The sequence below is a fragment of the Thermoleophilum album genome, from assembly GCF_028867705.1.
GTDB lineage: Bacteria > Actinomycetota > Thermoleophilia > Solirubrobacterales > Thermoleophilaceae > Thermoleophilum.
This window is the reverse complement of sequence record NZ_CP066171.1, coordinates 905915-932667: the sequence shown is the minus strand read 5'-3', so window position 1 is coordinate 932667 and position 26753 is coordinate 905915. Positions and strand designations below refer to the sequence as shown.

The 26753-nt window shown below is 70.3% G+C and carries 24 protein-coding genes; 4 read left to right on the top strand and 20 right to left on the bottom strand.

What is annotated here, in order from left to right; genetic code table 11:
- Positions 1-39: 39 nt before the first annotated feature.
- From JDY09_RS04330 to JDY09_RS04315, 4 genes are all read right to left on the bottom strand, one after another.
- Positions 40-1245, bottom strand: a complete 1206-nt coding sequence (locus JDY09_RS04330) for a metallophosphoesterase family protein (RefSeq protein WP_274717826.1) — start codon at positions 1243-1245, stop codon at positions 40-42.
- A 128-nt stretch (positions 1246-1373) separates the two neighbouring features.
- Complete coding sequence (gene cysE / locus JDY09_RS04325; RefSeq protein ID WP_428837452.1) at positions 1374-2123, bottom strand: serine O-acetyltransferase; 750 nt, start codon at positions 2121-2123, stop codon at positions 1374-1376.
- Positions 2120-3079, bottom strand: coding sequence for a cysteine synthase A (cysK, locus tag JDY09_RS04320; protein WP_274717825.1), 960 nt, complete (start codon positions 3077-3079; stop codon positions 2120-2122). The genes cysE and cysK overlap by 4 nt, the downstream gene beginning before the upstream one ends.
- 22 nt (positions 3080-3101) lie before the next feature.
- Positions 3102-3497 carry an RrF2 family transcriptional regulator gene (locus JDY09_RS04315; protein WP_274717992.1) on the bottom strand — a complete coding sequence of 132 codons (396 nt, stop codon included), beginning with the start codon at positions 3495-3497 and terminating at the stop codon, positions 3102-3104.
- Positions 3498-3630: 133 nt separating this feature from the next.
- Here JDY09_RS04315 and JDY09_RS04310 point away from each other — a divergent pair, with 133 nt between their 5' ends.
- Both JDY09_RS04310 and JDY09_RS04305 read left to right on the top strand, forming a co-directional pair.
- Positions 3631-4011 (top strand): VanZ family protein, encoded by a 381-nt coding sequence (locus JDY09_RS04310; protein WP_428837451.1) that lies wholly within the window; start codon positions 3631-3633, stop codon positions 4009-4011.
- A gap of 71 nt (positions 4012-4082) precedes the next feature.
- Positions 4083-5225 carry a hypothetical protein gene (locus JDY09_RS04305; protein ID WP_274717822.1) on the top strand — a complete coding sequence of 381 codons (1143 nt, stop codon included), beginning with the start codon at positions 4083-4085 and terminating at the stop codon, positions 5223-5225.
- A 74-nt stretch (positions 5226-5299) separates the two neighbouring features.
- On the opposite strand, the gene JDY09_RS04300 is transcribed toward JDY09_RS04305, so the two are convergent.
- A complete protein-coding gene (locus JDY09_RS04300; RefSeq protein WP_274717821.1) occupies positions 5300-6331 on the bottom strand; it encodes an HDOD domain-containing protein in 1032 nt (343 codons plus the stop codon).
- 163 nt (positions 6332-6494) lie between these two features.
- Positions 6495-7793, bottom strand: a complete 1299-nt coding sequence (gltX, locus tag JDY09_RS04295; RefSeq protein ID WP_274717820.1) for a glutamate--tRNA ligase — start codon at positions 7791-7793, stop codon at positions 6495-6497.
- Between the two features lie 27 nt (positions 7794-7820).
- Between gltX and JDY09_RS04290 the strand changes: the two genes are divergently transcribed.
- Positions 7821-8690: a deoxyribonuclease IV gene (locus JDY09_RS04290; protein WP_274717819.1), complete on the top strand. Its 870-nt coding sequence runs from the start codon at positions 7821-7823 to the stop codon at positions 8688-8690.
- 9 nt (positions 8691-8699) lie between these two features.
- Here the strand turns inward: JDY09_RS04290 and JDY09_RS04285 are convergent, their stop codons facing one another.
- Positions 8700-9095: a hypothetical protein gene (locus tag JDY09_RS04285; RefSeq protein WP_274717818.1), complete on the bottom strand. Its 396-nt coding sequence runs from the start codon at positions 9093-9095 to the stop codon at positions 8700-8702.
- Between the two features lie 43 nt (positions 9096-9138).
- Positions 9139-12768 (bottom strand): DNA polymerase III subunit alpha, encoded by a 3630-nt coding sequence (gene dnaE / locus JDY09_RS04280; RefSeq protein ID WP_274717817.1) that lies wholly within the window; start codon positions 12766-12768, stop codon positions 9139-9141.
- Positions 12769-12821: 53 nt separating this feature from the next.
- On the opposite strand from dnaE, the gene JDY09_RS04275 reads away from it, so the two are divergent.
- Positions 12822-13304, top strand: coding sequence for an SPW repeat domain-containing protein (locus tag JDY09_RS04275; protein WP_274717816.1), 483 nt, complete (start codon positions 12822-12824; stop codon positions 13302-13304).
- A 104-nt stretch (positions 13305-13408) separates the two neighbouring features.
- Here the strand turns inward: JDY09_RS04275 and JDY09_RS04270 are convergent, their stop codons facing one another.
- The 12 genes from JDY09_RS04270 to thrS form a co-directional block, all read right to left on the bottom strand.
- Positions 13409-14725 (bottom strand): argininosuccinate synthase, encoded by a 1317-nt coding sequence (locus JDY09_RS04270; protein ID WP_274717815.1) that lies wholly within the window; start codon positions 14723-14725, stop codon positions 13409-13411.
- Positions 14726-14738: 13 nt separating this feature from the next.
- The gene (locus tag JDY09_RS04265; protein WP_274717814.1) at positions 14739-15887 is read right to left on the bottom strand and encodes an acetylornithine transaminase; all 1149 of its coding nucleotides are present in this window, start codon (positions 15885-15887) and stop codon (positions 14739-14741) included.
- 10 nt (positions 15888-15897) lie between these two features.
- Positions 15898-16809, bottom strand: a complete 912-nt coding sequence (gene argB, locus JDY09_RS04260; RefSeq protein WP_274717813.1) for an acetylglutamate kinase — start codon at positions 16807-16809, stop codon at positions 15898-15900.
- Positions 16806-18104 carry a bifunctional glutamate N-acetyltransferase/amino-acid acetyltransferase ArgJ gene (gene argJ, locus JDY09_RS04255; RefSeq protein ID WP_274717812.1) on the bottom strand — a complete coding sequence of 433 codons (1299 nt, stop codon included), beginning with the start codon at positions 18102-18104 and terminating at the stop codon, positions 16806-16808. The genes argB and argJ overlap by 4 nt, the downstream gene beginning before the upstream one ends.
- A 2-nt stretch (positions 18105-18106) precedes the next feature.
- Positions 18107-19093 carry an N-acetyl-gamma-glutamyl-phosphate reductase gene (gene argC, locus JDY09_RS04250; RefSeq protein WP_274717811.1) on the bottom strand — a complete coding sequence of 329 codons (987 nt, stop codon included), beginning with the start codon at positions 19091-19093 and terminating at the stop codon, positions 18107-18109.
- Positions 19086-21545: a phenylalanine--tRNA ligase subunit beta gene (pheT, locus tag JDY09_RS04245; RefSeq protein WP_274717810.1), complete on the bottom strand. Its 2460-nt coding sequence runs from the start codon at positions 21543-21545 to the stop codon at positions 19086-19088. Before pheT ends, argC begins: the two co-directional genes overlap by 8 nt.
- 103 nt (positions 21546-21648) lie before the next feature.
- Entirely contained in the window at positions 21649-22704 is a 1056-nt protein-coding gene (gene pheS / locus JDY09_RS04240) for a phenylalanine--tRNA ligase subunit alpha (protein WP_274717809.1), read from the bottom strand.
- Positions 22688-23380, bottom strand: coding sequence for a TrmH family RNA methyltransferase (locus JDY09_RS04235; RefSeq protein ID WP_274717808.1), 693 nt, complete (start codon positions 23378-23380; stop codon positions 22688-22690). Before JDY09_RS04235 ends, pheS begins: the two co-directional genes overlap by 17 nt.
- Before the next feature lie 79 nt (positions 23381-23459).
- On the bottom strand, positions 23460-23816 hold the full coding sequence (gene rplT / locus JDY09_RS04230; RefSeq protein WP_274717807.1) for a 50S ribosomal protein L20: 357 nt from the start codon (positions 23814-23816) through the stop codon (positions 23460-23462).
- Between the two features lie 10 nt (positions 23817-23826).
- A complete protein-coding gene (gene rpmI / locus JDY09_RS04225; protein WP_274717806.1) occupies positions 23827-24027 on the bottom strand; it encodes a 50S ribosomal protein L35 in 201 nt (66 codons plus the stop codon).
- A 13-nt stretch (positions 24028-24040) separates the two neighbouring features.
- Positions 24041-24610, bottom strand: coding sequence for a translation initiation factor IF-3 (gene infC / locus JDY09_RS04220; RefSeq protein WP_274717805.1), 570 nt, complete (start codon positions 24608-24610; stop codon positions 24041-24043).
- Between the two features lie 193 nt (positions 24611-24803).
- Complete coding sequence (thrS, locus tag JDY09_RS04215; RefSeq protein ID WP_274717804.1) at positions 24804-26750, bottom strand: threonine--tRNA ligase; 1947 nt, start codon at positions 26748-26750, stop codon at positions 24804-24806.
- Positions 26751-26753: the final 3 nt, after the last annotated feature.

Below are 26753 nucleotides of genomic sequence, written 5' to 3'. Positions count from 1 at the left end.
CGTGACCGCTCGGGGGAGTGCGCGGCGACCCTGGCCGCTTCAGGGACGCACCTGGAAGCGCACGTCGCTGCGGTACAGGCGGCCGTCCGGCGAGCGTGCCGACACCGTGAGACGGTAGGCGCCCGGCGGCAAGCGCGACGGCAGCTGGAGGTCGAAACGGCCGCTGGCCGCGAGCGGTTCGCGGCTGAAGCTAGGACGCACGTAGCGGCGCGTGCGGCAGGAGGCGCGCGCGAAGACGAGCGCGCCGCGCGTGTCGGCGCCGAGCGCCTCGCAGCGCGCGCCGACCCGCCTGACGAGCGTCAGCGAGACGCGCCGCGCGTAGGCGACACGACCGGCCAGCCGGCGCACCGTGCGCCGCTCAGAGCCGTCGCGGGGGAGCACCCACACGAGCCGCGACGACACGGCAGAGTGGGTGCGGCATGCGAGAGTGCCGGTGTCGAGCACACGCCCATCGATCGCGACGAACGCATAAGCGAGCTCGCCGACACCGAGCCGCAAGCGCAGCGCGCCGGCAACACCGCCAAACGCGGCGGCTACGCGCGGGTCGGTGCGATCGGGAGCGCTCGGCGCGCGTCCGCCGGTGCCGACGACGAACTGCGTGATCCCGCGCGTCGGCCACAGCCGCTGGTAGTTGTGCGCGTGGCCGCTGAGCCACGCTACGGCACGCCCGGCGCTCGCCGCGAAGAGCGGCTCGAGACGCGGCGTGTTGTACTGCGGTCCGGCCGAAAAGCGCGGGTAGTGCGTGAAGACCACCGTGCAGCTGCCGGGGTAGCGGGCGAGGTCGTTGCGCAGCCACGTCTCTTGGGGTGAGCCGCGCGCCGTGGCTTCCATGCTGCTGAGGCTCACGAAGTGCCAGCCGGCGAGATCGAACGAGTACCAGTGGCCGCCATCGGGCTGGCGGACACGGGGCCCCCAGTAGAGGTCGTAGCCCTGGCTGCGCTCCAACCACTCGTGGTTGCCGGGAGTCGGATAGGTCACCGCCTTGAAGCGCCCGAAGGCGGTGTCGTAGTTGCGTTGGAACTCGCTGGCCGTGCCGCGCTCGTAGACGTCGCCGAGGTAGAGGAAGGCGTTCGGCGGCTCGCTTCCGACGAGCGCAGCGACGGCGTCGTCGGTGCTTTCGGGGATCGCACCGTCGCCGACTGCCCAGACCGTCGCGAGCGGCTGGGCGTGCGCGCCCGACGGCAGCGCGGCAAACGTCAGGCAGAGCGCGCAGGCGACCGTCGCCACTTTTCTCGCAGCTGCCACGCCGATGCTCACGCCGATAGATAACGCGGCGCGCGGTCGCTAGCTGCGGTCGGCCGCGGCACCCGCGGCGTGCAGCGGCGAGCTGCGCGCCGTCCGTGCGCTGCGTGCCGCAGCGAGTTGCGCTGCGGTCAGCCGCCGGCGGAGCTCGGCCCGCGCCGACGCTCGAAGCGCCGCACCTCGCCGGCCGGGCGCCGCCCGGTCAGCTCTTCGACCAGACGCTCGAGGGTGTCGATCCGCTCGGCGAGGTGGGTGATCGCATCGGCGACAGGGTCGGGCAGGTGCGCCCAGTCGGCGTCAGGGCCGGTCGGGCGCTTGCCGTCGACGCGCACCGGATGACCGGGGTTGCCGACGACCGTCGAGTTAGCCGGCACGTCGTGGATAACCACGCTGTTGGCCCCCACCTTCGCTCCCTCGCCGATCTCGACCGGCCCGAGCACCTTCGCTCCCGAGCCGATGATCACGCGGTCGCGCACGGTGGGGTGGCGCTTGCCGCGCGCGAAACCGGTGCCGCCGAGCGTGACGCCCTGGTAGAGAGTGACGTCATCGCCGACCTCGGCCGTCTCGCCGATCACGACCCCGACACCGTGATCGATGAAGAGACGCTTGCCGAGCCGCGCCGCCGGGTGGATCTCGACCCCCGTCGCGAGCCGTACCACGTGCATGATCGCGTGCGGCACAAGCGGCACACGGGCTCGCCACAGGGCGTGCGCCACGCGGTGTGCCAGCACCGCTTGGACCCCGCCGTATGTCAGCAGGATCGTGAGGCTGCCGAGCTCTCGAGCGGCCGGGTCCCGCTCGCGTGCCGCCGCGATAGCGTCTCCGACAGCCCGCCGCAAGCGTGCCACAGGCCCAAGGGGTTTCGCGCCCTTGCGCATCATTCGACGAAGAACGGCGTCGTCACGTAGCGCTCGCCGGCGTCGGGCAGGATCACCGCGATCGTCCGGCCCTGCCATTCGCGCCTGCGCCCGACCTGCAGCGCGGCCCACAGCGCCGCCCCGGCCGAGATGCCCACCGACACGCCCTCGCGCCGGGCACAGGCACGGGCTGTGGCGAGCGCGTCCTCGTCGGCGACCGTGACGACCTCGTCGATCACCTCGCGGTTCAGGACGGGTGGCACGAACCCGGCACCGATTCCCTGGATGCGGTGTGGACCGGGTCGGCGCCCCGACAGCACCGCTGAAGTGCGCGGCTCCACCGCGACGACGTGCAGCGCCGGATTGCGCTCTTTCAGCCGCTCGCCGCAACCAGTGATCGTGCCACCAGTTCCAACCCCGCAGACGAGCACATCGATGCGCCCCTCGAGATCTCGCCAAAGCTCCTCGGCGGTGCCGCGCCGGTGCGCCTCGGGGTTGGCGGGGTTCGAGAACTGGTCGGGCATGAAGAACTCGTCGCCCGACTCGGCAAGCCGGCGCGCTTCCTCGACTGCCTCGTCCATGCCACCCATCGACTCGGTTTCGATCACCTCGGCGCCGTAAAGGCGCAGCAGGCGCTCGCGTTCGCGGCTCATCCCCTGCGGCATCGTCAACACCAAGCGGTAGCCGCGGGCGGCGCACACGAAGGCGAGCGCGATGCCGGTGTTGCCAGACGTCGGCTCGACGATCGTCGTGCGGCCCGGTTCGATCCGGCCTTCGGCCTCGGCCGCGGCGAGCATCGCCCAGCCGATGCGGTCCTTCACCGAGCCCGCCGGGTTGTACGCCTCGAGCTTGCCGACGATCTCCGCGCCGCACTCGGGGTCGAGCCGGCGCAGCCTGACCATTGGCGTGTTGCCGATCAGCTGCGCGAGGTTGTCGACGACCGCTGCGGGCGGCCGGCCTGTCGAGCGTTCGCGCAGCATCGCGGCGTTGGCGCTGGCCGCGCTAGATCCAGTACATGGTGGCGCCCGCCTGCTGCGCCTCGCGCTCGACCACGTCGCGCAACGTGTGTCCTGCCAGGACGTCCTTGACGGCGCGCACCACGTCCTCCCAGAGCGGCCCGTGTTCGGACGCGCCCTGACCGATCTCGCCCTCGAGCAGCTCGACGACCTCGAGGATGTTGATCTCCTCTGGGGGGCGCGCCAGCTGATAGCCACCTTTCACACCCCGCTGGCTCTGCAGAATTCCGCCCCGCCTGAGAATCGAAAACAGACTCTCGAGGAACTGGACGGGAATGTCGCGCGCCCGGGCGATCTCGGCGATCGGCACGGGTCCCTCTTCAGCACGCAGAGCGAGCTCACATAGCGCTCGAACCGCGTAGGGTGACTTTGTCGTGATCACTAACACCGCTAGTCACTCTACGAGATCGGTCCGGCGCACGGACCAACACAGCTCCGCGCCGACCGCACCGGGGCACGCTCCCAGCAAGGGCCCGGCGCGCTTCGCGCGCGTCCGTGCCCGCACGGCTGTCGGGTTGTGGCTTCCGCCGCTAGCACTGATGGCGTTGATCTTCTTCTTTTCCGACCAGCCGCACCTGCACACGAACCTCGGCTTGATCGACTTCGTCGGCCGCAAGATCGTGCACTTTCTTGAGTACGCCGTGCTTGCGTGGCTGTGGTGCCGCGCTTTTACGGGCAGCGGTGCGCTGGCGCTACGGACATCGGCTGTCGTGGCGGTCCTACTGGCGTCGGCATATGCCGCAAGCGACGAGTACCACCAGACGTTCGTTCCCGGACGCGCCGGCACGGTTCGCGACTGGCTTATCGACACCGCCGGCGCGCTTGTCGGCGCGGCTGTGTGGCTTCGCCGACGAGCCGAAGCGGGGCGCGCTGCGGCGCGTGTTAGTGCCCGATGACCGATGGGGATGCGGTTCCGCCTGGAAACGCGGGCGCGAGCAGCCCTGCGCCCGCTGCCAGCAACGCGAGCGTGAGCCGCACGAGCGGCGCCAGCGCAGCCACAAGCGCTAGACCCACCGAGCGCCGGTGTGCGCAGCTTGGTCTGATCGCTGCCCCCGGGCTCCCCCACCAGCTGGCGGTCGAGCTTGCCGAGCCGCTACGCACGCTGCTGGCCGAGCGCTACCCGCACTTCGATTGGCAAGTGCCGGTGCTGCCCGACGCCCTCGTCGCCCCACCAGCGACCGCGTCCGACCTCGTCGCCGAGGCCCGCCGGCGGTTGCTGGAAGGTGACTGGGAACTCGCCGTCGTGCTCACCGACCTGCCACTGCGGATCGGAGGCCGACCCGTCGTCTGGCACGCGAGCCCCACCCACGGCGTCGCGGTCGTGTCGGTGCCGGCGATCGGCCCGATGGGCTTGCGGCGCGGTGTCGAGCGCGCACTCAACGCGCTCGTCGATGCGCTGCTTGGCGAGCGCGTCGGTGCGGCGACCCGCGACGGCGCGCACAAGCGTCGCGAACAGCGCCGGGCACGGCGCATGCGCCGTTGGCTCGACGAGCTGGTCGAGCTCCACACCGAGGGACCGCATCCCGACACCGGTTGGGTGTCGCTGGCTTCACCGGGCCGCTTCCGTCTGCTGCTCGGCATGGTGCGCGCCAACCGTCCCTGGCGGCTGGCGCTGCGGCTCTATCGCGCGGTCGTCGCTTCGCTAGCTGCGATCGCGTTCAGCTTGGTCACCCCCGACATCTGGGCGATCGCAGATCGACTGTCGACGCCACGGCTGCTAGCCCTCTCGCTCCTTTCGGTCACCGTCACGTCGACGACGCTGGTCGTCGCCCACGGGCTGTGGGAGCGCGCACCGAGCCGCCACGCCCGTGACGAGGCGGCGCTCTTCAACGCCGCCACCGCCCTCACCGTGGCGGTGGGCACGATCGTCCTCTATGGGACGCTTTTTGTGCTAGCGCTCGCAGGAGCGCTGTTGCTGTTACCCGAGTCGCTATTGGCAAGTCAGGCTGGCGGAGATGCGCAGTTCAGCGACTACCTGCGCCTTGCTTGGCTGCTCGGGTCGCTGGCGACGCTCGGTGGCGCGCTCGGTGCCGGGCTCGAGTCGAGCGACGCGGTGCGTGAGGCGGCGTACGCCTACCGCGGCGAGGAGGAGCGCTCGCTGCCCGGCTAGCGCCCGAGCGAGCGACCGCGTGCGCTACATGCGCGCCGGTTGCACCGAGCGCCAGGCGAGGGAGGCGCCGTCCCTTACAGCCAGCCGCGCTCGGTGGCGATCAGCACCGCCTGTGCGCGATCGACGGCACCGAGCTTGGCGTAGGTGTTGTGCAGATGAGTGCGCACCGTACTCGTCGACAGCCCGAGCTCGGCGGCGATCTGCTTGTACACCTTGCCCTCAGCGAGGCGCCGGAGCACCTCGAGCTCGCGCGCACTGAGCGGGCAGGGCTCGACCGCGCGCCGCTCGGCCGTCCCGCCATGTGGCAGCTCGTACAGAACCGCCCGGAGCTGTTTGGTGCTGAGCCCGCACAGCTTCGCCGCCTCGAGCAGTTTGCCGGGAGTGATCGCCTGCCCGTGGGCGTAGTGGGCGAGCATGTCCGCGAGCCGCACCAGCGCCGCCTCGCCCGAGACGTCGTCGGCGTGGTGGCGCTCGATCGCCGACGCCAACCGAGTCGGCAGCGCCCAGCGGCGAGCCAGCACGCCGCCGACCACGCCGTGGTCGACGCCGAGCTCGCGCCGTTCGCGGTGGACACGCTCCTCGGGGGTGCGCGCACCGCGATGGATCTGGTCGGGATAGGCCGGATAGGCGTGCATCAGCACGAGCTTGCCGATGTCGTGCAGCAGCGCGGCACAGAGCAGCTCGTCGCGCTCGGGATACTCGAGCTCGCGGGCGAGGCGATCGGCCGCGACCTGGGTGGCGATGGCGTGCAAACGGAACCGCTCGGGGGCCGCCTCCCAGCCTGGTGTGCGCTCGAAGAAGTCGAAGGTGCGCGTGCGCGAGGCGAGCGCAGCGACGCCGTCGCGGGTGAGGATCTCGAGCGCCGCCGGCACGCTCGCGATGCGGCCGCGCTTCTTGCCCGCCATGCGGTTGGCGATGCGCAGCACGGTGATTACGAGCGCCACGTCGGACTCGATCGCACGGATCACCTCGCCCGTAGAGGCGTGCTCGTCGCGTACGACCTCGAGCACCCGGTCGCGCGACGCCGCCAACGCAGGGAAGCTCTCGAGCGCCTCGAAAGCTTTGATCAGCCGCCGGCCGTGTCCCTCGTTGTGGCCGCGCACCACCGGGTCGACCCTCGGCGGGCGACGCTCGGCGGGAGACACTGCAAGCTGCGACGACACTGGTGAGCGAGTGCTTCGGTGGCGGCTCGACGGTCCGCGCGGGCCCGTCGCCGGACCTATCGGCAGCTACGGCGTAGCGCTTGAGCCCGCGAGCGCCCGGGGCAGTTCAACGGACGCTCGCGGCCGCCAGCCGCCCAAGCACGGCATCGATGCGCGCCAGCGTCTCGTCGCGCCCGAGCGCGGCGAGCGACTCGAAGATTCCCGGCGACACCTTCGACCCGGTTACCGCCACGCGCAGCGGCTGGAACACCGCCGCCCCCTTCACGCCGAGCTCCTCGACGAGCGCGCGCAACGCTCTCTGGATCGCTTCGACCGAGAAGTCGTCGAGAGCGGCGAGCCGTTCGCGCGCTCGCTCGAGACGCTCGCGGGCACCGCTCTCGGCCAACCACGCCACGAGCTCGGGGGCGGGCTCGCGCCGCTCGAGCACGAACCCGGCCAATGGCCAGAAGTCGGCGAGCGTCTGCAGCTTCTCTTGCGCAGCCTCGGCCGCCCGCCTCAGCTTCTCGCGGTCGACCTTGTCTCGCGCGACGATCGCCTCGTGGTCGAGGTAGTCGACGAGCCGTTCGACGAGCTCGTCGAGCGGGAGCTTGCGCAGGTAGTGACCGTTCATCCAGCGCAGCTTCTTCTCGTCGAAGACCGCTGGCGAGCGCGACACGCGCGCGAGCGAGAAGTGCTCGATCAGCGTCTCGGTGTCGATGAAGGTGGTGCGATCATCGAGCCCCCAGCCGAGCAGCGCAAGGTAGTTGCGCACCGCCTCTGGTAGGTAGCCGCGCGCGCGCAGCTCCTCGACCGACGTCGCGCCGTGCCGTTTCGACAGCTTTTTGCCGTCGGGACCGTGCAACAGCGGGAGGTGGGCGTAGGCCGGTGGCTCGTACCCGAGAGCGCGGATCACCATCAGCTGGCGAGGCGTGTTCGAGAGGTGATCGTCGCCGCGCACGACGTGGCTTATCGCCATGTCGAGGTCGTCGACGGCTACTGCCAGGTTGTAGAGCGGACTGCCGTCGGAGCGGCGGATAACGAAGTCCTTAATCGCGTCGTGAGGAAAACGGATCGGGCCGCGGATCAGATCCTCGACGACCGTTTCGCCGGGCGGTACGCGGAAGCGCACCGCACCTTCGTCCTCGTAGGCGTGCCCGTCACGTAACAGCTGTTCGATCGCTTCGTTGTGGCGGTCGGCGCGCTCGGCTTGGGAGAACGGACCCTCGTCCCAGTCGAGCTCGAGCCAGCGCAGCGCTTCCAGGATGCGCTCACGGTTCTCGCGCGTGGAGCGCTCGCGGTCGGTGTCCTCGATGCGCAGCACGAAGGCGCCACCCGACCCTCGCGCGAGCAGCCAGTTGTAGAGTGCCGTGCGCGCCCCGCCGACGTGGAGCTCGCCGGTCGGCGACGGCGCGAAGCGGACGCGCATGGGAGCTCGCTTTAAGGACACGGCCGGATGCTAATCGGGGCGCACGTCTCGACGGCGGGCGGTCTCGCCAAAGCTTGGGAGCGCGGTCGCGAGCTCGGCTGCGATGCGATCCAGGTCTTCAACCAGTCGCCACGCCAGTGGCGGCCGACGGCCTGGAAGGAGGACGACATCGCCCGCTTCCGCGAGCTCGTCGCCGAGGGGCCGGTGCGGGCGACGGTGATTCACGCCGTCTATCTGCTCAACTGCGCCGCCGCCGACCGCGAGCTGTGGCGCAAGTCGGTCGACTCGCTGATCCACTCGCTGCGCATGGGTGACCAGATCGACGCCGTCGGTGTGGTGCTGCACCCTGGGTCGGCGCGCGGCGAGCCGCGCCCCGAGGCGCTCCGACGCGTCGGCGAAGCGATCCGCGCAGCGCTAGCCGAGTCCGAGCGTTGCCCCCTGTTGCTCGAGGACACCGCGGGTGCAGGCGACACGATCGGCCGCGACTTCGACGAGCTCGCCCGGCTTCTCGAGCTCGGCGGCGGTGACGGTCGCCTTGGCGTCTGTCTCGACTCCTGTCATCTGCTCGCTAGCGGCTCCGACATCCGTGACAGCGAGCGGCTGGCGCGCGTCGTCGACGAGTTCGACCGCACGGTCGGTCTCGACCGCTTGCGCTGCTTGCACGTCAACGACTCGCGCGAACCGCTCGGTTCCAACCGCGACCGGCACGCGCCGCTCGGCCAGGGCGAGCTCGGGAGCGAGGGATGCGCAGCGTTTCTCTCCGAACCGCGTTTCGACGGTCTGCCGGCGATCTTCGAAGGGCCGGGCGTCGACGGCAAAGCGCCGGTCGCCCGCGACGTCGCATTGATGCGCGAACTGCGCGAGAAGGGGCTGGCCGCGCGCGGGTCCGCTTCCTAGCGCGCGGCTTCAGCGGTCGAGACGGTCGCGCAGGTCGAAGCGTTCGTCGGCGAGCGGCACAGGGTCACGCCAGAAGTCGGGGTTGGTGCACTCGAACGCGGGTCCGCTGCCGTAGTAGGCGCGCTCGACGCCGGTGCGACAGAACGGCAGCGGGTGCGAGGCAAGGCGCATGCCCCCGAACCCTTGGCTCGTGCGCTCCGCCTCTTCGAAGAGCTCGACGTCGATCTCGCCGCGGAAAACCTTGTGCAGGCAGCCCATGTAGCGGCGCCCGCTCGCCTCTTCCTCGTAGACGTAGAGGTAGGGGCACTGCGCCTCGACGCAACCCGCCGGGTAGACGAGGCGGTCGCAGAACGCGCAGCACTGGCGGCACTCGCGCAGCGCTTCGATCCGCGACGTCGCTTGCACGCAGCGAGTCTACCCCCGCTCCGCGGGCCGCGACGAGAACGACTCAGGCGCGGACTATCGCCAGACCCTCGAGCGTCGCGAGCTCGGCACAACAACTGCTGTTGCCGGACACACGCCACTTGTCGCCGAGCACGAGCACGCGCCCGCCGACGCGCACGCGCACCTCGCGGTCGCCCGGATGGTGCGAGAGGATCTCGCGCAGCTCCTCGATCGCGCTGCGCGGCACGTCGCGCAGCTCGAGCTCGAGCGCGTCAGCGCCGCGTGGCCGTGCGCCGTTCCTGCCCGCGCTGCCGTTGCGACGTCCGCTCGCGCTGGCGCTGCCGTTCGCGCCGTTTCTGCCACGAGCGCTGTCGCCCCCGGGCGCGTTCGCTGGCCCGCTCGCGGCCCCCTCCCCGACGGCATCGTCGGCGAGCTCGCGCCGGGCTCGCTCGACCTCTTCGGGCGAGGGCTCAAAAGCGCTGATCTCCTGCGCGATCAACTTCGTCTCGCCGGCCTCTTTGTGGTCGACGCGCCCGCGCACCAGCAGCACGCGGTCGGGCTCGATCAGCTCGCCGTGCTGCTGATAGCAAGAGCCCATCACGAGCACCTCGACCTGGCCTTCGAGATCGTCGATCGTGCAGAAGACCATCGGTTCGCCGCTCTTGGTGCGGATGCGCTTGCGCTCGGTGACCATCCCGACGACGGTGACGACCTCGCCGTCGCGGCGCGACGCAAGCTCGGCAAGCGAGCAGTCGCTAGCTAGCCGCAGCGCGGGACGCAGCTCCTTCAGGGGGTGGCTCGACAAAAACAAGCCGAGCGTTTCCTTCTCCCACTGGTTGATCTGATCCTGCGCGTCGGCGAGCGCCGGCACCGGCGGGTCGTCGCTTGCGGCGGGCGCATCCCCGCCGGCGTCGCCGAGATCGAAGATCGACGCCTGACCCAGCTGCGCGTCCTGCTGGTGCTTCTGGCCGGCGGCCTGGGCTTGCGCGAGCACCGAGAGCATGCCGCTGCGCGTGGCACCGGTCGAGTCCAGCGCCCCACACTTAATGAGGGCCTCGATCGCTTTTTTGTTCACCGCGCGGTGATCGACACGGCGACAGAAGTCCCAGATCGAGCGGAACGGTCCGCCCTGTTCGCGCGCGCGGATGATCGCGTCGACCGCCTGCGACCCGACGTTCTTAACAGCGTCGAGTCCGAAACGGATCTTTCCCGGCCGGTCGTTCCCGGGCTCGTGGATGACGCGGAAGTCGTGGCCCGACTCGTTGACATCGGGGGGCAGAACCTCGATGCCCATCTCGTCGCACTGGGCGACGAAGAACGGCACCTTGTCCTTGGTCTGCATCACTGACGAGATCAGCGCCGCCATGTACTCAGCCGGGTAGTTGGCCTTGAGCCAAGCCGTGCGGTAGGAGATCAGCGCGTAGCAGGCGGCGTGCGAGCGGTTGAAGGAGTAGTCGGCCGCAGCCTCGTTGGCCGCCCACAGCTCCTGGATCACGCGCTCGTCGGTGCCCGTCTTGCGTGCGCCCTCGACGAAGCGGTCCTTGAGCTGCGCCATCTTGTCGCGCAGCTTCTTGCCGATCGCCTTGCGCAGATCGTCGGCCTCGGCGCCCGAGAACCCGGCGATCTCCTTGGCGATCTGCATCGACTGCTCCTGGTAGAGGATCACGCCGTAGGTCGACTCGGTGATCGGGCGCAGGCGCTCGTCGAGGTACTCGACCGCCTCGGGGTTGCGTTTGTTGCGCGCGTAGGTGTCGATGTGCCGCATCGCGCCCGGGCGGTAGAGCGCGACGAGCGCGACGAGGTCGTTGAACTCGGTGGGACGCACCTTGCGCAACGCTTCGCGCATCCCTTCCGACTCGAACTGGAAGACGCCGATCGAGTCGCCGCGCGCGAGCATCTCGTAGGTCTTGCGATCGTCGAGCGGCAGCTTCGCCATGTCCGGCCGCTGGCCGGTGGACTCCTCGATGATGTCGAGCGCCGACTCGATCACGTCGAGGTTGCGCAGCCCGAGGAAGTCCATCTTCAAAAGGCCGATCTCCTCGAGCGGCTTCATCGAGTACTGCGTCACGACGCGGTACCGGCGCTCGCCGCCGCGCGTGTCCTCGGCGAGCTGGAGCGGGACGATCTCGGTGAGCGGACGGTCGGCGATCACCACCGCGGCGGCGTGGATCGAGTTGTTGCGCACGATCCCCTCGAGGCCGCGCGCGGTGTCGATGATGCGGCGGGCGTCGGGCTCGGTCTCGTACGCGCGGCGCAGATCGGGCTCCTCGGCTAGGTACTCGTCGAAACTTTTGGTGCGGCCCATCACCGGCTCGGGGATCAGCTTCGCCAAGCGGTCGCCGGTGGCGTAGTCGTAACCGAGCACGCGCGCCGCGTCGCGTGTGGCGGCGCGCGGCAGCATGCGGCCGAAGGTGATGATCTGGGCGACGCGGTCGCGCCCGTACTTCTGCGCGACGTACTCGATCACGCGCTCCCGCCCCTTCACCGAGAAGTCGATGTCGATATCGGGCATCGACACCCGCTCGGGGTTGAGGAAGCGCTCGAACAGGAGGTCGTAGGCGAGCGGATCGACGTCGGTGATCTCGAGGCAGTACGAGACGATCGAGCCGGCTGCGGACCCGCGGCCGGGACCGACCGCGATGCCGTTTTGTTTGGCGAAACGGACGAAGTCCCAGACGATTAGGAAGTAGGCGCTGAAGCCCATGCGCTCGATCACGTCGAGCTCGTACTCGAGGCGCTCCCGAGCCTCGGCGGGCGGCGGGTCGCCGTAGCGCTTGCGCAACCCGGCTGCAGCTAGCTCGCGCAGGTACTCCGCTTCGCTGCGCCCGTCGGGGGTCGGAAAACGCGGCAAAAGCAGGCGGCCGAGCTCGATATCGACGTTGCAGCGCTCGGCGATCTCGAGCGTGGCGGCGACCGCCTCGGGGAGATCGCGGAAGGCGGCCTGCATCTCTTGTGAGTCCTTGAGATAGAACTCGTTCGTCTCGAAGCGCAGCTTGGGGTTGGCGAGCGTGCTTTTCGTCTGCACGCACAGCAACGCCTGGTGGTTGTCGTAATCCTCGCGGCGCAGGTAGTGGACGTCGGCGGTCGCCACTAGCGGCCGCCCGACCTCGCGCGCGATGCGCACGATCCCCTCGTTGGCCTTCTCCTGCGCGTCGAGCCCGTTGCGCTGGATCTCGAAGTAGACGTTGTCGCTGCCGAAGATCTGGAGCAGATCGTCGACGTGGGCGCGCGCTGCCGCCACGTCGTCGGCGACGAGGCGGCGGCAGAAGCGCGACTGCAAACAACCGGTGAGGACGATCACGCCGGCGGCGTGGCGCTCGAGCAGGTCGAGGTCGACGTTCGCCTTGCCGCGCTTGTAACCCTCGAGAAAGCCGGCCGACGACAGCTTGACGAGGTTGCGGAACCCCTCGTCGGTGGCGGCGAGCAGCGTCAGGTGGTTGCGCTCATAGCGCAGCGCTTCGCTTTTGATGTCGTCGACGAGATACGCCTCGAGACCGAGGATCGGCTTGATCCCGTGCTTGTGGCACGCCTGGTAGTGCTCGACGGCACCGTTGAGCACCCCGTGGTCGGTGAGACCGAGCGCCGGCTGCTCGAACGCTGCTGCGCGCTCCGCCATCTGCTCGATGCGACAGGCCCCGTCGAGCAGCGAGTACTCGGAGTGGACGTGCAGATGCGCGAACGACGGCTGCGCCACGGCGAGCCACTATAGGACTGCGAGCGGACCGCAAATGTGCGACGATCGGCGCCATGATGCGCCAGGGGCCGATTCCTTTGTTCCTGCACGGGCTGCTCGAGTACGTGGGCGGAATCGCCTTTCTCGCGGCGCCCGTCGTGCTCGACTATGGGTCGGGCGCGGCGACAGCGATCTCGCTCGCGTTCGGCGTCGCGATGATCGTCGTCGCCGCGAGCTCCGACGGCCCCACCGGCCTCGTCAGCCAGCTGCCGCGCCCGGCGCACCTGGTTATCGACCTGTTGCTGGCGGTAGCGGCGATCGCGATGCCGTTCCTCGCCGGGTTCGCGGACGAGCGCGAACCGACGGCTTTCTTCATGGTGGCTGGCGTGATCTACCTACTCGTGACGATCGGCACGCGTTTCTCGCGCCCGCAAGCGACGCTCGCAGCGCGCGGCAGTTCGCACCACGATGGCGAGGCGGACGATCGGGGCTCAGCGAGCGCGGCGGCTGGCGGCAGCGACGACGACACCGCTGGCGAGCGTCACCGCTCCGAATAAGAGAAGCGCACGCCGGTGGCGTGCGACCCAGCGGCGCGCCAGGCGCCGACCGACCTGCCACGTCACCCAGCCGAGCAGCGCGTAGGCGTCGCGGTGCAGGCGGCTCATCGCTCGCTCCCGCCGCCGCGCTGGCCGCGCTCTGCGCGCAAGCGGTGGGCCATCCGCGACTGCAAGGTGAACAGCTCAATGAAACCGGGGGCAGCGTGCTGCGAGAACAAACCTCCCGACTCGCCGAACGTTGCCAAGGCCGGGTCGTAGAGGGCGTTCTCGGACTTGCGCGCCACGGCGCGCACCGACCCCTTGTAAAGGCGCACGGTGACGGACCCCGTAACTTGCTCGTTGACCGAGTCCATGTAGGCGTTGAGGTCGGCGAGCAGCGGCTCGTACCACAGTCCGGCGTAAACGAGCCACGACCACTGCTCTTCGAGCACAGGCTTGAGCCGGTTCTGGAGACCAGTGCAGACGAGCTTCTCGAGCTCGCGGTGGGCGCACAGCAGGATCGCGGCCGCTGGCACCTCGTAGAGGTCGCGCACCTTAAGGCCGACGACGCGGTCCTCGATGTGGTCGACGATGCCGACACCGTGGCGCGCACCGATCGCCGTGGCCCGCTCGAGCAGCTCCACCAGACCCAGCCGCTCGCCGTCGATCGCCACCGGGCAGCCGCGCTCGAACTCGATCGTCACGTCCTCGGGCTCGTCCGGCGCCTGGCGGGGGTCGGTGACGAGCGTGATCGCGTCGTCAGGGGTGGGCTCGGCAAGGTCCTCGATCTTGCCGCCCTCGGAGGAGCGTCCCCAGAGGTTGTCGTCGATCGAGTAGGGCGGCGCTTCGGTGCCGCCCTTGATCGGGATGCCGCGCTCGCGCGCGTAGCGGATCTCCTCCTCGCGCCCCATCTGCCAGCCGCGCACCGGCGCCACGATCTTCATGTCGGGAGCGAGCGCGAGGATCGTCGACTCGATCCGCACCTGATCGTTGCCCTTGCCAGTGCAGCCGTGCGCGATCGCGTCACAGCCGAAGCGTTGCGCCTGTTCGACGGCGATGCTGGCGATGAGCGGACGACCGAGCGCGGTGAAGAGCGGATAGCCGCCGCCGTAGAGGGCGTTGGCCTTGATCGCCGGCAGCACGTACTCGTAGGCGAACCGTTCGCGCGCATCGACGAGCACCGCGTCGACCGCTCCGAGCTGCAGCGCCTTGCCGCGAACCACCTCGAAGTCCTCGCCGGGCTGCCCAAGGTCGACGGTGAGAGCGACGACCTCGGCGCCGTACTCCTCCTGGATCCACTTGAGCATCACGCTGGTGTCGAGGCCGCCCGAGTAGAGCAACAGGACGCGACCGACCTCGCCGGGCGCGGCCTCGTAGCTCGCTAGGCGGGCGGCCGGCGCGTGCGCGTCGCGGGCGTTGGCGTTGCCAGGGTCGACGGACATCAGGGTCGGCAACCTAACAGCCGAGGAGGCTCGCGATGCGGGCGAGCGCGCTGTCGATCTCTTCGTCTTCGATTACGAGGGGCGGCACCAGGCGCACCGTGTCGGGCCCGGTGGCGTTGAGCACGAGCCGTGCCTCGTGCAGCGCGCGCTCGACGAAAGCCGGTGCGTCGTCGAGCGCGAAGGCCAGCATCAGCCCCCGTCCGCGCACGTGGAGACCGAGCTCGGCGAGGCCGCGGCGCAAGCGCTCGCCGCGCGCCCGCACCCGGGCGAGGAAGGCGTGGTCGTCGACGACGTCGAGCACGGCGTTGGCGACCGCGCACGCCAGCGCGTTGCCTCCGAACGTCGAGCCGTGGTCGCCGGGCCTGAGCGTCTCGCGCAGCGCCGGCGTGACGACGCAAGCGCCGATCGGAAAGCCGCCGCCGAGCCCCTTGGCAAGACAGACCACGTCGGGTGTCACCGCCACGTCCTCGTGCTGGTACGCGAAGAGCGACCCGGTGCGACCGATCCCGCACTGCACCTCGTCGAAGACGAGCAGCGCGCCGCTTCGGTCGCAGGCGGCGCGCGCCGCGGCGAGCAGCTCGCGTGTGAGCGGGTGGACGCCCCCCTCTCCCTGGATCGGCTCGACCAGCACGGCAGCGCAGCGCTCGTCGACGCTCGCCGCCAACCGCTCGGGGTCGTCGCGCGGAACGACGCGGACGCCCGGCACGAGCGGCGCGAACGGTTCCTGCTTCGACGGTTGCGGCGTCGCCGACAGCGCGCCGAACGTACGCCCGTGGAAGCCACCTTCCAGCACCACGAACTCGCCCCGCGGCCGGTGGCGGCGCGCGAGTTTGAGGGCGCACTCGATCGCCTCGGCACCCGAGTTGGTGAAAAAGACGCCGCCCCCGAGCGAGCGCGTAACTAGCCGCTCGGCGAGCTCGACCATCGGCTGGTTGTAGAAGAAGTTCGACACGTGCCACAGCGACCGCGCCTGCCGCTCGAGGGCAGCGACGATGGCCGGGTGGCAGTGCCCGAGCTGGACGGTTGCGATGCCGGCGAGCAGATCGATGTACTCGTTGCCGTCGCTGTCCCACAGCCGCGCGCCGCTGCCACGGACGAACGTGACGTCGAAGCGACGGTAGGTCGGAAGGAGCGCCGCGGCCGGCGAGGAGATACCGCTCACGGCGACGCCCTTACCCGTTAGCGCCGGCTGCAGAGTCTTCGCCGGCGGTGATCTTGGTGCCGATACCGGTGTCGGTGAAGAGCTCGAGCAACAGCGAGTGGGGCACGCGGCCGTCGATGATGTGGGCGCTCTCGACGCCCGCCTCGATCGCGCGCACGCACGCCTCCAGTTTCGGGCGCATGCCACCGCCGACCTCGCCGAGGTGGGCGCGAACGTCAGCTACGGTCGCTTCCGAGATCTTGGTCTGCGGATCGTCAGGGTCGCGACGCCAGCCCTCGACGTCGGTGAGAAACACCAGTTTGTAAGCGCCGAGCGCGGCCGCCACCGCCCCGGCCGCAGCGTCGGCGTTTACGTTGTATGAGCGCCCCTCGCTGTCCGACCCGACCGACGCGACGACCGGGATGAAGTTCTCGGCGATGTCGGCCAGCACCTCGGTGTCGACGCTCTCGATCTCGCCGACAAAGCCGATGTCGGTGCCGCCCGGTCCGAGCTGCTTGCGCACGCGGAAGAGCAGACCGTCGTCGCCGCAAAGACCGACGGCCGGCTGGCCGTGCCGGTTGATGCGCAGCACGATGTCCTTGTTCTGTTTGCCGACCAACACCATCTTGGCCACCTCGACGGTCTGCTCGTCGGAGACGCGCAGACCGTCGACGAAGCGCACCTCGAGCCCGAGCCGCTCCATGTAGCGCGTGATTTCGGGCCCGCCGCCGTGTACCACGACCGGGTTCATCCCGACGTACTTGAGAAGCACGACGTCGCGCGCGAACTCCTCGCGCAGATCGGCGTCGGTCATCGCCGCCCCGCCGTACTTGATCACGACCGTGCGCCCGTGGAACTGGCGGATGTAGGGGAGCGCCTCGAGCAGGGTGGCGACGTCGCGCCCCCCCGGAGCGTGTTGAGCTGCCGTCTTCTCCCCTTTCACGTCGTGTACTCGGCGTTGATGCGCACGTACTCGTGACCCAGGTCGCTGAAGAAAAGCTCGGTCTCGCCGCCGCTCCCTGGCACGCGCACCTCGATCTCGACCTCGGGGCGCGCGAACGCCGACTCTAACTCGCCGAGCAGCCGCCCCTCCAGCGGCAACGCAACGCCCGCGCTGACCGTCGCGACACCCTCGATGTCGATGTCGACGACGCCCGGAGCCCCGTGGCGGGCGAGCTCCTGGCCGGCCGCCTGCAGTATCCGGCCGACGTTCGGGTCGCCGCCCGCGAGCGCTGTTTTCACCAGCGCCGAGCCGGCGATCGCGCGCGCCACCGGCTCGACAAGCTCCGGCGCACCGCGCACGACGAGCCGCGCGACCCGCGTCGTCCCCTCCCCGTCGGCGACGATCTCGAGCGCCAGTTGCCGGAAGAGCGCGTCGAGCGCCTCGCCAAGGCGCACCTCCGCTTCGCTCTCAAACGCGACGTCGACGGCGCTCGCGCCGCTGGCGATCACGAAGACGCTGTCGCTGGTCGACAGTTGGCCGTCGACCGAGATGCGGTCGAAGGAGCGGCGCACGCACACGGTGGTCAGCAGGTCGAGCGCCTCGGGAGCGACGCGCGCGTCGGTCTCGCAGAAGCAGAGCATCGTCGCGAAGTCGGGCGCGATCATCCCCGCGCCCTTCGCCTGCGCGGCCAGGCGGACGGTGCCGCCGGGCAGGTCGACTTCGAGACAGGCGCGCTTCGGCCAGCGGTCGGTGGTGACGATCGACCGCGAAAAGGAGTCGCTGTCGGCTGCGAGCTGGCTAGCGGCGTGCGCGATGCCCGCGAGCAGCCGGTCGCGCGGCAGCGGCCGGCCGATCACGCCGGTCGCGGCACAGGCGACGCGATCGGCGGGGACAGCGAGCGCCGTGGCGGCCGCCCGGCGCGCGGCGCGCGCCGTTTCGAGCCCCTCGTCGCCGAGCGCCACGTTGGCGTTGCCGGAGTTGACGACGACCGCTCGCAGCCGCTCGAGGTCGGCTTCGCGGGAGGCGGTGATCGGCGCACCCACGACGGCGTTGCGACAAAAGCGCGCCGCCGAAACGGCGCTGTCGCTGTCGCACACAAGCAGCCCGACGTCGAGCTCTCCTCCGCCCTTGATGCCGGCCGCCACGCCCGCCGCCCGAAAGCCGCACGGCAGCGCGGTCGCGGCAGCTTCGCGCACGTGCGGCGGGCGCGCCACCCAGCGCGATCGGAAAAAGCCAGCTTGCGTGTGGCCGGTGGGCGCCTGGGTTTCGCTCCTGTCGTCGCGACCGGCGGCCACCGCTAGCGCAACCCCGCCTCCTCGGGAAGGTCGAGCATTAGGTTCAGGCACTGCACCGCCTGGCCTGCCGCGCCTTTCCAGAGGTTGTCGATGGCCCCGAAGGCGACGACGCGGCCGTGCCGATCGACGGTGGCGTAGACACGACAGCGGTTGGTTTCGCGCACGTCGCGCGTGCCTGGAGCGGTGGCCGCCAGGTCGATGAACGGCTCGCTGCCGTAGGCGCGCTCGTAAGCGGCGACTACCTCGTCGCGGTCGAGCGGGCGCGCGAGCTCGGCGTAACAGGTGGCGATCAGACCTTGGTCGACGGGCACGAGGTGCGGCACGAACGTCACCGCTACCTGCGGTCCGAGCTGCTGCTCGAGTTCGGCGCTGTGGCGGTGACCCTCGACCTTGTAGGGCTTCACGTTCTCGGCGACCGAAACGAAGTGCGTCGCCGCGGTCGGTTCGCGGCCAGCGCCCGAGACGCCAGATTTCGCGTCGACGAAGACGCTGCGCACAGCGTCGCGCAGCGGCCAGAGCGCAAGCAGGGCGGCTGTCGGGTAGCACCCGGGGGCCGCGACAAGGCGCGCGCCGCGGATCCGGTCGCGGTAAACCTCGGGAAGCCCGTACACCGCATCGGCGAGAAGCTCGGGGTGCGGATGCTCGCCGTACCACTGCCTGTAGCGGTCGAGCTCGAGCCGAAAGTCGGCGGACAGGTCGACGACTTTCAGGCCGCGCGCCAAGAGCTCGGCCACCACCGGCGCCGAGGCGGCGTGCGGCAGCGCCACCAGTGCCGCCTCGGCCACCGCGGCGACACGGTCGGGGTCGAACTCAACCAGCTCGGCGGTCACGCCGTAGCGCGGGTAGAGCTCGTCGAGACGGCTGCCGGCGTCGCTGCGTGCGCAGGCGATCGCCAGCTCGAGGTGCGGATGGCGTGCGACTAGGTAGGCACAGAGGGCGCCAGCGAAACCGGCGGCGCCGACGACCGCGCAGGGGGTCTGCTTAGCCACGGATCGACGCTCCCAGCGCGGCGAGTTCGGCGATCGCGCGCTCGCGTACCTCGGCCGCGTCGCTCTCGGTGAGGGTGCGGTCGTGTGCGCGCAGCACGATCCGCATCGCCACCGAGCGGTGGCCGGCGGGGATCTGCGCGCCGCGGAAGACGTCGAAGATCGACACCTGCTCGATGAGCTCGCCGCCGGCGCGCCGTACCGCCGCGACAAGCTCGGCGGCGGGTAGGTCGTCGCGGGCGACGACCGCGAGATCCTCGACCACGGCCGGGAACGCCGGCAGCGGCGCGAACGTCGCGCGGCGTTGGGCGGCGTGCTCGGCGAGCCGACCGAGATCGAGCTCAAACGCAGCGACGGTCGGTTCGCGGCCCACAGCCTGGGCGAGGTCGAGACGGCGGACTACGGTCGGGTGCAACTCGCCGAGAAAGCCGATCTCCTCCCCCTCGACCACGACCGCGGCGCTGCGACCGGGGTGCAGGAACGGCCGCGCGGTGGGACGAAAGTCGGCGTCCGCACGTGCACACGCGAGCACGCCCTCGACCAGGGCCTTGACGGCGAAGAAGTCGCCGGCCACGGCACCGCTGCGCCAGCCGCGCGCGCGCAGCTCGCTGGCGACGGCGGCGACATGCAGGCGCTCGCTGGCGGCTTCGCGGCCGCGCGGCGGCCCGGCGACCGTGCGCAGCGGACCAGTGAAGGTGCGGGCGATCTCGAACAGCGCGGTGTCGGGACGCCCGCGCGCGGCGTTGCGCCGCAGGGAGTCGACGAGCCCGGGGAGCAGCAGCGGCCGCAGCAGCGCCTGTTCCTCGCTGAGCGGGTTTTCGAGCGCCAGCGCTGTGTCGGCGAGGCCGAGCGCCTCGAGCAGCTCGGGCGAGGTGAAGCTGAAGTTGATCGCTTCGAAGAGCCCGCGGTCGCGCAGGAAGTCCTCGACCCGGCGGCGCAACCGCTGGGCGTCGCTGAGGCGGCCGACCGCGTTGCGCCGCGCCGGCAGCGTCGTCGGCAGCTTGTCGAGCCCGTGCACCCGGGCGACCTCTTCGACGAGGTCGACTTCGCGCTGAACGTCGCCGTCGCGCCACCACGGAACGGTGACGACGAGCTCGCCGTCGCTACGCGGCGAGCTCTCGAAGCCGAGGCGGGCGAGCAGCTCGCGCGAGCGCTCCTGCGGCACCTCGAGCCCCAAAAGGTCACGGATCCTGCTGGGACGCAGCCGCAGCGTTCGCCGCTCGGCCGGCCGCGGGTAGACGTCGATAGTTCCGGGTCGTAGGCGCGCTCCGGCGAGCTCGACGAGCAGGCGCGAGGCGGCCGCTAGCGCCACGGCCGCGAGCTCGGGATGGAGCTGCTTTTCAAAGCGACCGCTGGCTTCGGTGCGCAAACCGAGCTGCGCCTCGCTGCGCAGAATGTCGGAGCCGACCCACGTCGCCGACTCGAGCAGCACGCGGGTCGTCTCGGCGCGCACCTCGGTGCGCTCCCCGCCCATCACGCCGGCGATCGCGGCCGGACCTTCGCCGTCGCAGACGAGCGTCGTCCCTGGCGGCAGCTCGCGCTCGTTGCCGTCGAGGGTGGTGATGCGCTCGCCACCGCGTGCCGGGCGCACCTCAATCCGCGCCTGCGCGAGCCGCGCGAGATCGAAGGCGTGCAGCGGCTGCCCGAGCAGCAGCATCACGTAGTTCGTGACATCGACGACGTTGTTGATCGGCCGCATCCCGCAGGCCAAAAGCCGCTGGCGAAGCCAAAGCGGCGACGGGCCGACTGTCACGTTCTCGAAGACGCGGGCCGCGAAGCGTAGGCAGGCGGCGTCTTCGCTCACGGTCACGCTCGCTACCGCGCTCGCCTCTTCGAGCTCGCGGTCGGCGACCGCCTCCCAGCGCAGCGGCGAGTCGTCGAGCGGCGCGCCCCAGAGCGCGTGAACCTCGCGCGCCACACCGAGCACACCAAGACAGTCGGGACGGTTCGGCGAGACCTCTAGTTCCAGCACCTCGTCGCTCAACGGCACCACTTCGCGCAGCGGCCGCCCGGGGGCGAGACCGTCGTCGGCCCCGCCGGCGGCGAGCTCGACGATCCCGCTGTGGTCGTCGCCGAGACCGAGCTCGTCCTCGGCGAGGATCATGCCTTCGGAGCGAACGCCGCGCAGCTCGGCGGCGCGCAGCTCGCGCCCGTCGGCGAGCACCGCACCGGGCAGTGCCACCGGCACGAGCAGCCCTGCTCGCACGTTCGGCGCTCCGCACACGATCGTGCGCCGCTCGCCGCCGACGTCGACACGGCAGACGCGCAGGCGGTCGGCGTTGGGGTGAGCGGCGACCTCCTCGACCCGCCCGACGACGTACCCGTCGTCGCGCGGCAGGCCGAAACGTTCGACGCGCGCGACCTCGAGACCGGCGAGGGAGAGCCGCTCTGCGAGCTCGCCGCTCCCGACCCCGGGGTCGCAGAGGGAGCGCAGCCAAGAGAGCGGAACTCTCACGCCCCCACCTCCTGCGCCTCCGCGGCGCTCGACGGCACCGCTTGCGACACGCCACGCGAACCTGTTGGCGACATACCTCTCGAGCCTGTTTGCGACACGCCTCTCATACGCCGAACTGCTCGAGGAAGCGAACGTCGTTTTCGAACAGAAGACGCAGGTCGGGCACCCCGTAGCGGAGCATCGCTATGCGGTCGATGCCGAGCCCGAACGCGAAGCCCTGGATTCGCTCGGGGTCGTAGCCGTTGTCGCGAACGAAGGCGAAGACGTTTGGGTCGACCATGCCCGCACCGAGGATCTCGATCCAGCCCGACCCCTTGCAGATGCGGCAGGCGCTGCCGTCGCGCGGGCAGGCGAAACACGAGACGTCTACCTCGACGCTCGGCTCGGTGAACGGGAAGTAGCCGGCGCGCAGGCGAATCTCGCGTTCGGGCCCGAACACGGCGCGCGCGAACTCGAGGAGCACGCCCTGCAGGTCGGCGAGGGTGATGTCCTCGTCGACAGCGAGCCCCTCGAGCTGGTGGAACATCGGCGTGTGGGTCGCATCCGAGTCGCGGCGGTAGACGCGCCCGGGCACGACCACGTAAAGCGGCGGCGGTTGCGCTTCCATCGCGCGCACCTGCATGGGCGAGGTGTGGGTGCGCAGGACGACCTCGCCGTCGAGGTAGAAGGTGTCCATCGTGGTGCGCGCCGGGTGCCCGGGCGGGATGTTGAGGGCGGTGAAGTTGTAGTAGTCGTACTCGACCTCGGGCCCTTCGAGGACTTGGAAGCCGAGCCCGACGAAGGTGTCTTCGAGCAGGCGCTTGGTTTCGGTGACGATGTGCAGCCGCCCGGGCAGGGTGGACGGGTCGCCCGGCAGCGTGACGTCGACGCGGTCCTGGGCGAGCCGCTGCTCGAGCTCGCGGCGCTCGAGCTCGTCGCGCCTGCGAGCGAAGAGCTCCTCGAGCTCGACGCGCGCCGCGTTCGCGCGCTTGCCCACCTCGGCGCGCCGTTCGGCGGGAAGCGAGCCGATCGAGCGCAGCACCGTCGCGAGCTGCGAGCGCCGCCCGAGAAAGCGAACGCGTAGCTCGTCGAGCTCGGCGAGGCTTTCGGCGCTCGCGACGGCGCCGCGCGCCTCGGCGACGAGCGCGTCGAAGTCGGTGTCCTCAAGCGTGCCGCTCACGCGTCGCCATCCTATTTGCCTCGTACAGCGCGACGGTCGCGGCCATCGCCACGTTCAGCGAGTCGCCGCACACCGGGATCCTCGCCACCTCGTCCGCCCGCGCCCGCAGCGCCGGCGTCACACCGGTTCGCTCGGCACCCACGCAGAGCGTCAGCGGCGGTGTCAGATCGCACTCCCAGAGCGGCGTTGAGCCGTGCGCGTCGAGCACCACCAACCGTCCCGCCGGCGGTTCGGCAGCGAGCGCCGGCGGCCGGTGGAACAGCGCGCCCATCGAGGCGCGCACCGCCTTGGGGGCGAACGGATCGGCGCTGCCCGGCGCGAGCACGACCTGGGCGTCGCCGAGCGCGTACGCTGAGCGCAGACAGCTACCGACATTGCCGGGGTCGCGCACGCCATCGAGAAACAGTCGCAGCGGTCGTGCGTCGGGTGCGGCCCAGCGGCGCCGGAAGATCGCCAGCACGCGCGTGCCGGAAGCGAGCTCGCTCACCGCGGCGAGGAGCTCGGGCGCGACGTCGCGCCCGGCGTGCAGCTCGTGGACGAGCTCCCAGCGCGCCTGTTTGCCGGCCTCGACAAGGTCTTCGCCCTCAGCGACGAACATGTCGAGGCGCTCGCGCCAGCGGCGCTGGCGCAGCTTGCGAACGAGCTTCAACGTGGGGTTTTGCGGCGACGTGATCACCTTTTCCGGCCCTGGAAACGCGACGGGGCGCCCTCGCCAGGCGCCCCGGGAAAAAGACCGCTGGTCGACGCAGCCGGCGTCAGCTTGCGGCTGCCTCCCGGGCCGCCTCGGCGATACGTCGGAACGCGTCGCGGTCGTGCACTGCGATGTCGGCAAGCACCTTGCGATCGAGCTCGATGCCGGCGCGCTTCAGCCCGTGCATGAAAACGCTGTAGCTCATGCCGTGCTCGCGCGCGGCAGCGTTGATACGCACGATCCACAGCCGCCGGAAATCGCGCTTGCGGTTGCGACGGTCGCGGTACGCGTAACGGTCGGCCTTGAGCAGCGCCTCCTTGGCGCGGCGATAGCTGCTCTTCGCCTGGCCGCGATAGCCCTTGGCGCGCTCGAGCGTCGCGCGCCGCTTCTTCCTGCCGTGGAGGGAACGCTTGATACGCACCGCTTTGCCCCTAGACGCCGAGCAGACGCTTGACCGTGCGCCGGTCCTGGTCGGCGATGACGAGATCTTTGCCGAGGCGGCGCTTGCGCCGCGGACGCTTCTTGCCGAGGTTGTGGCTGGTCATCGCGTGGCGACCGATCAGCTTGCCGCTACCGGTCTTGCGGAAGCGCTTCTTGGCGCCGGAGTGCGTCTTGGCTTTCAGCTTCGCCATCGCGACCGCCCATTCAAGCAGACTTCGCGCGATCCTTGCGTTTTTGCGGCGCGAGCAGCATCGTCATGTTGCGCCCGTCCTGCGCCGGCTGTTGCTCGACGACCCCGAGATCGGCTACGTCCTCGGCGAGTTTGCGCAGCAGCGCCTCGCCGCGCTCAGGGTGGGTCTGCTCGCGGCCGCGAAACATGATCGTCACCTTGACGCGGTCGTCGCGCTCGAGAAAGCGGCGCACGTGCCCCATCTTCGTTTCGTAGTCGCGCGGCGCGATCTTCGGTCGCAGCTTGATCTCGCGCACGTGGACTTGCTTTTGGTGGCGGCGGGCCGCCTTGCGCTTCTGCTCCTGCTCGTAGCGGTACTTCGAGTAGTCGAGCACCCGCACCACCGGAGGCCGCGCCTGGGGTGCGACCTCGACGAGATCGAGCGAGCGCTCGCGCGCGTAGCGCAAAGCGTCCTCGGTCGGCACGATGCCGACCTGCTTGCCGTTTTCGTCGACGAGCCGGACTTGCGGCACCCGGATGCGCTCGTTGATGCGCGTCTCGTCGCGCTCGGGCGGACGCCGATCGAACTTCTTCGGGACCGGCACTAGGCGATCGGGGAGCGGTTACTGGTCGGAAACACTCGCACTAGAGGCTCGCGAGGGGCACGGCGACGCGCCGCCGGCGGCGACGGTTGGTTCGAGGTGTCGTGCCCTGCATCAACGGGCGCGAGTATAACCGCGCGCAGCGCCGGTGGTACGCCCGTCGCGCGCATTCCGGTCGCGGGCCGCACCGGCGCAGCTAGTCGCGCGCACGACGGGCGTAGGCGTCGGCGCGCTCGCGAACGAACGCAGCGAGCTCGACCGAGCCGGCGTCGCCACGACCGCGGCGTCTGACCGCCACTGTGCGCTGGCGCTCCTCCTCGTCGCCGACGACGAGCATGTAGGGCACCTTCGCGAGCTCGGCGTCGCGGATCTTGCGCCGCACCGACTCGCTGCGCTCGTCGACTTCGACACGCAGGCTGGCGCCCGCCAGCTGCGCGGCGACCTCGCGCGCGTAGGGAACGTGACGGTCGGCGATCGGCAGCACCGCGACCTGCAGCGGCGCTAGCCAGAACGGAAAGTGGCCGCCGTAGTGCTCGATCAGGATGCCGATGAAGCGCTCGAACGACCCCATCAGCGCGCGGTGAATCATCACCGGCCGGTGTTCGGCGTTGTCTTCGCCGACGTAGGTGAGGTCGAAGCGTTCCGGCATCTGGTAGTCGAGCTGGATCGTGCCGAGCTGCCAGCTGCGACCGAGAGCGTCGGTCATGTGCAGATCGATCTTCGGGCCGTAGAACGTGCCCTCGCCAGGATCGACCTTGTAGTCGAGCCCCTGCGCCTCGAGCGCCGAACGTAACGCCGCCTCTGCCTGATCCCACAGCTCGTCGCTACCGATCCGCTGCTCGGGACGGGTCGATAGGTGGGCGCGCGGCTCGAAGCCAAACAGCTCGTAGAGATCGAACGCGAACGCCAGACAGCCCAGCACCTCGTCGCGAACTTGCTCGTGACGACAGAAGATGTGGGCGTCGTCCTGGGTTATGTGCCGCACGCGCAACAGCCCGTGCAGCGTCCCGCCCGGCTCGTGACGGTGCACAAGCCCCTGCTCGGCCAACCGCAGCGGCAGGTCGCGGTAGGAGCGGCGCTCGCGGCGGTAGATCTGGATGTGCGCCGGGCAGTTCATCGGCTTGAGCCCCATCGCCCGACCCTCGACCTCGGTGAAGTACATGTTCTCGCGGAACTTGTCCCAGTGGCCGGAGCGCTTCCACAGCTCGACGTCGTAGAGGATCGGGGTGCGCACCTCGAGGTAGCCGCGGCGCTGGTTCTCCTCGCGCCAGAGACGGGTCAGCTCGTTCCAGAGCGCGGTGCCCCGCGGTAGCCAGAAAGTCGATCCGGGCGACAGCTCCGAGAGCATGAATAGACCCAGCTCGCGTCCGAGCCGGCGGTGGTCGCGCGCCTTCGCGAGTTCGATCAGTTCGAGGTGGCGGTCGAGGTCGCGCTTGCGGAAGAAGGCAGTGCCGTAGATGCGTGTGAGCTGTTGGCGGCCCGCGTCGCCGCGCCAGTAGGCACCGGCGACGGCGGTCAGCTTGAACGCACCGATTCGCCCCGTCGACGGCCCGTGCGGTCCGCGGCAGAGGTCGAGGAACGGGCCGTTGCGATAGAGCGACACCGTTTCGACCCCCTGGTCGCGCACCAGATCGTCGATCAGCTCGACCTTGTACGGCTGCCCTTCGCGCTCGAACAGCGCCCGGGCTTCCGCGGCTGGCAGCTCGATGCGCTCGAACCTCTCATCGGCCTCGATGTGCGCGCGCATCCGCTCCTCGATCGCCGGCAGATCCTCGACCGACACCGAGACACCGGCCGGAAACTCGAAGTCGTAGTAGAAGCCGTCGTCGATCGGAGGCCCGATCGCGACCTTCGTCCCGGGCCACAGCTCGAGCACCGCTTCGGCGAGAACGTGAGCGGCGTCGTGGCGGATCAGCCACAACGGCCCGATGCCGTCCTCGCGGCTGCGCTCGGTGAGGATTTCGATGCGGTCGCCATCCGCGAGCGGTTGGGCTAGGTCCTGCACGAACCGCCGGCCCGCGCGTTCGACACGGACAGCAAGTGCAGCGCGCGCAAGGCCGGCCCCGATCGCTCGCGCTGCGTCGGCGCCAGTCGCGCCGTCGGCGAGCTCGAGCGCCGCGCCGTCGGGCAGGTAGACCGTCATCCC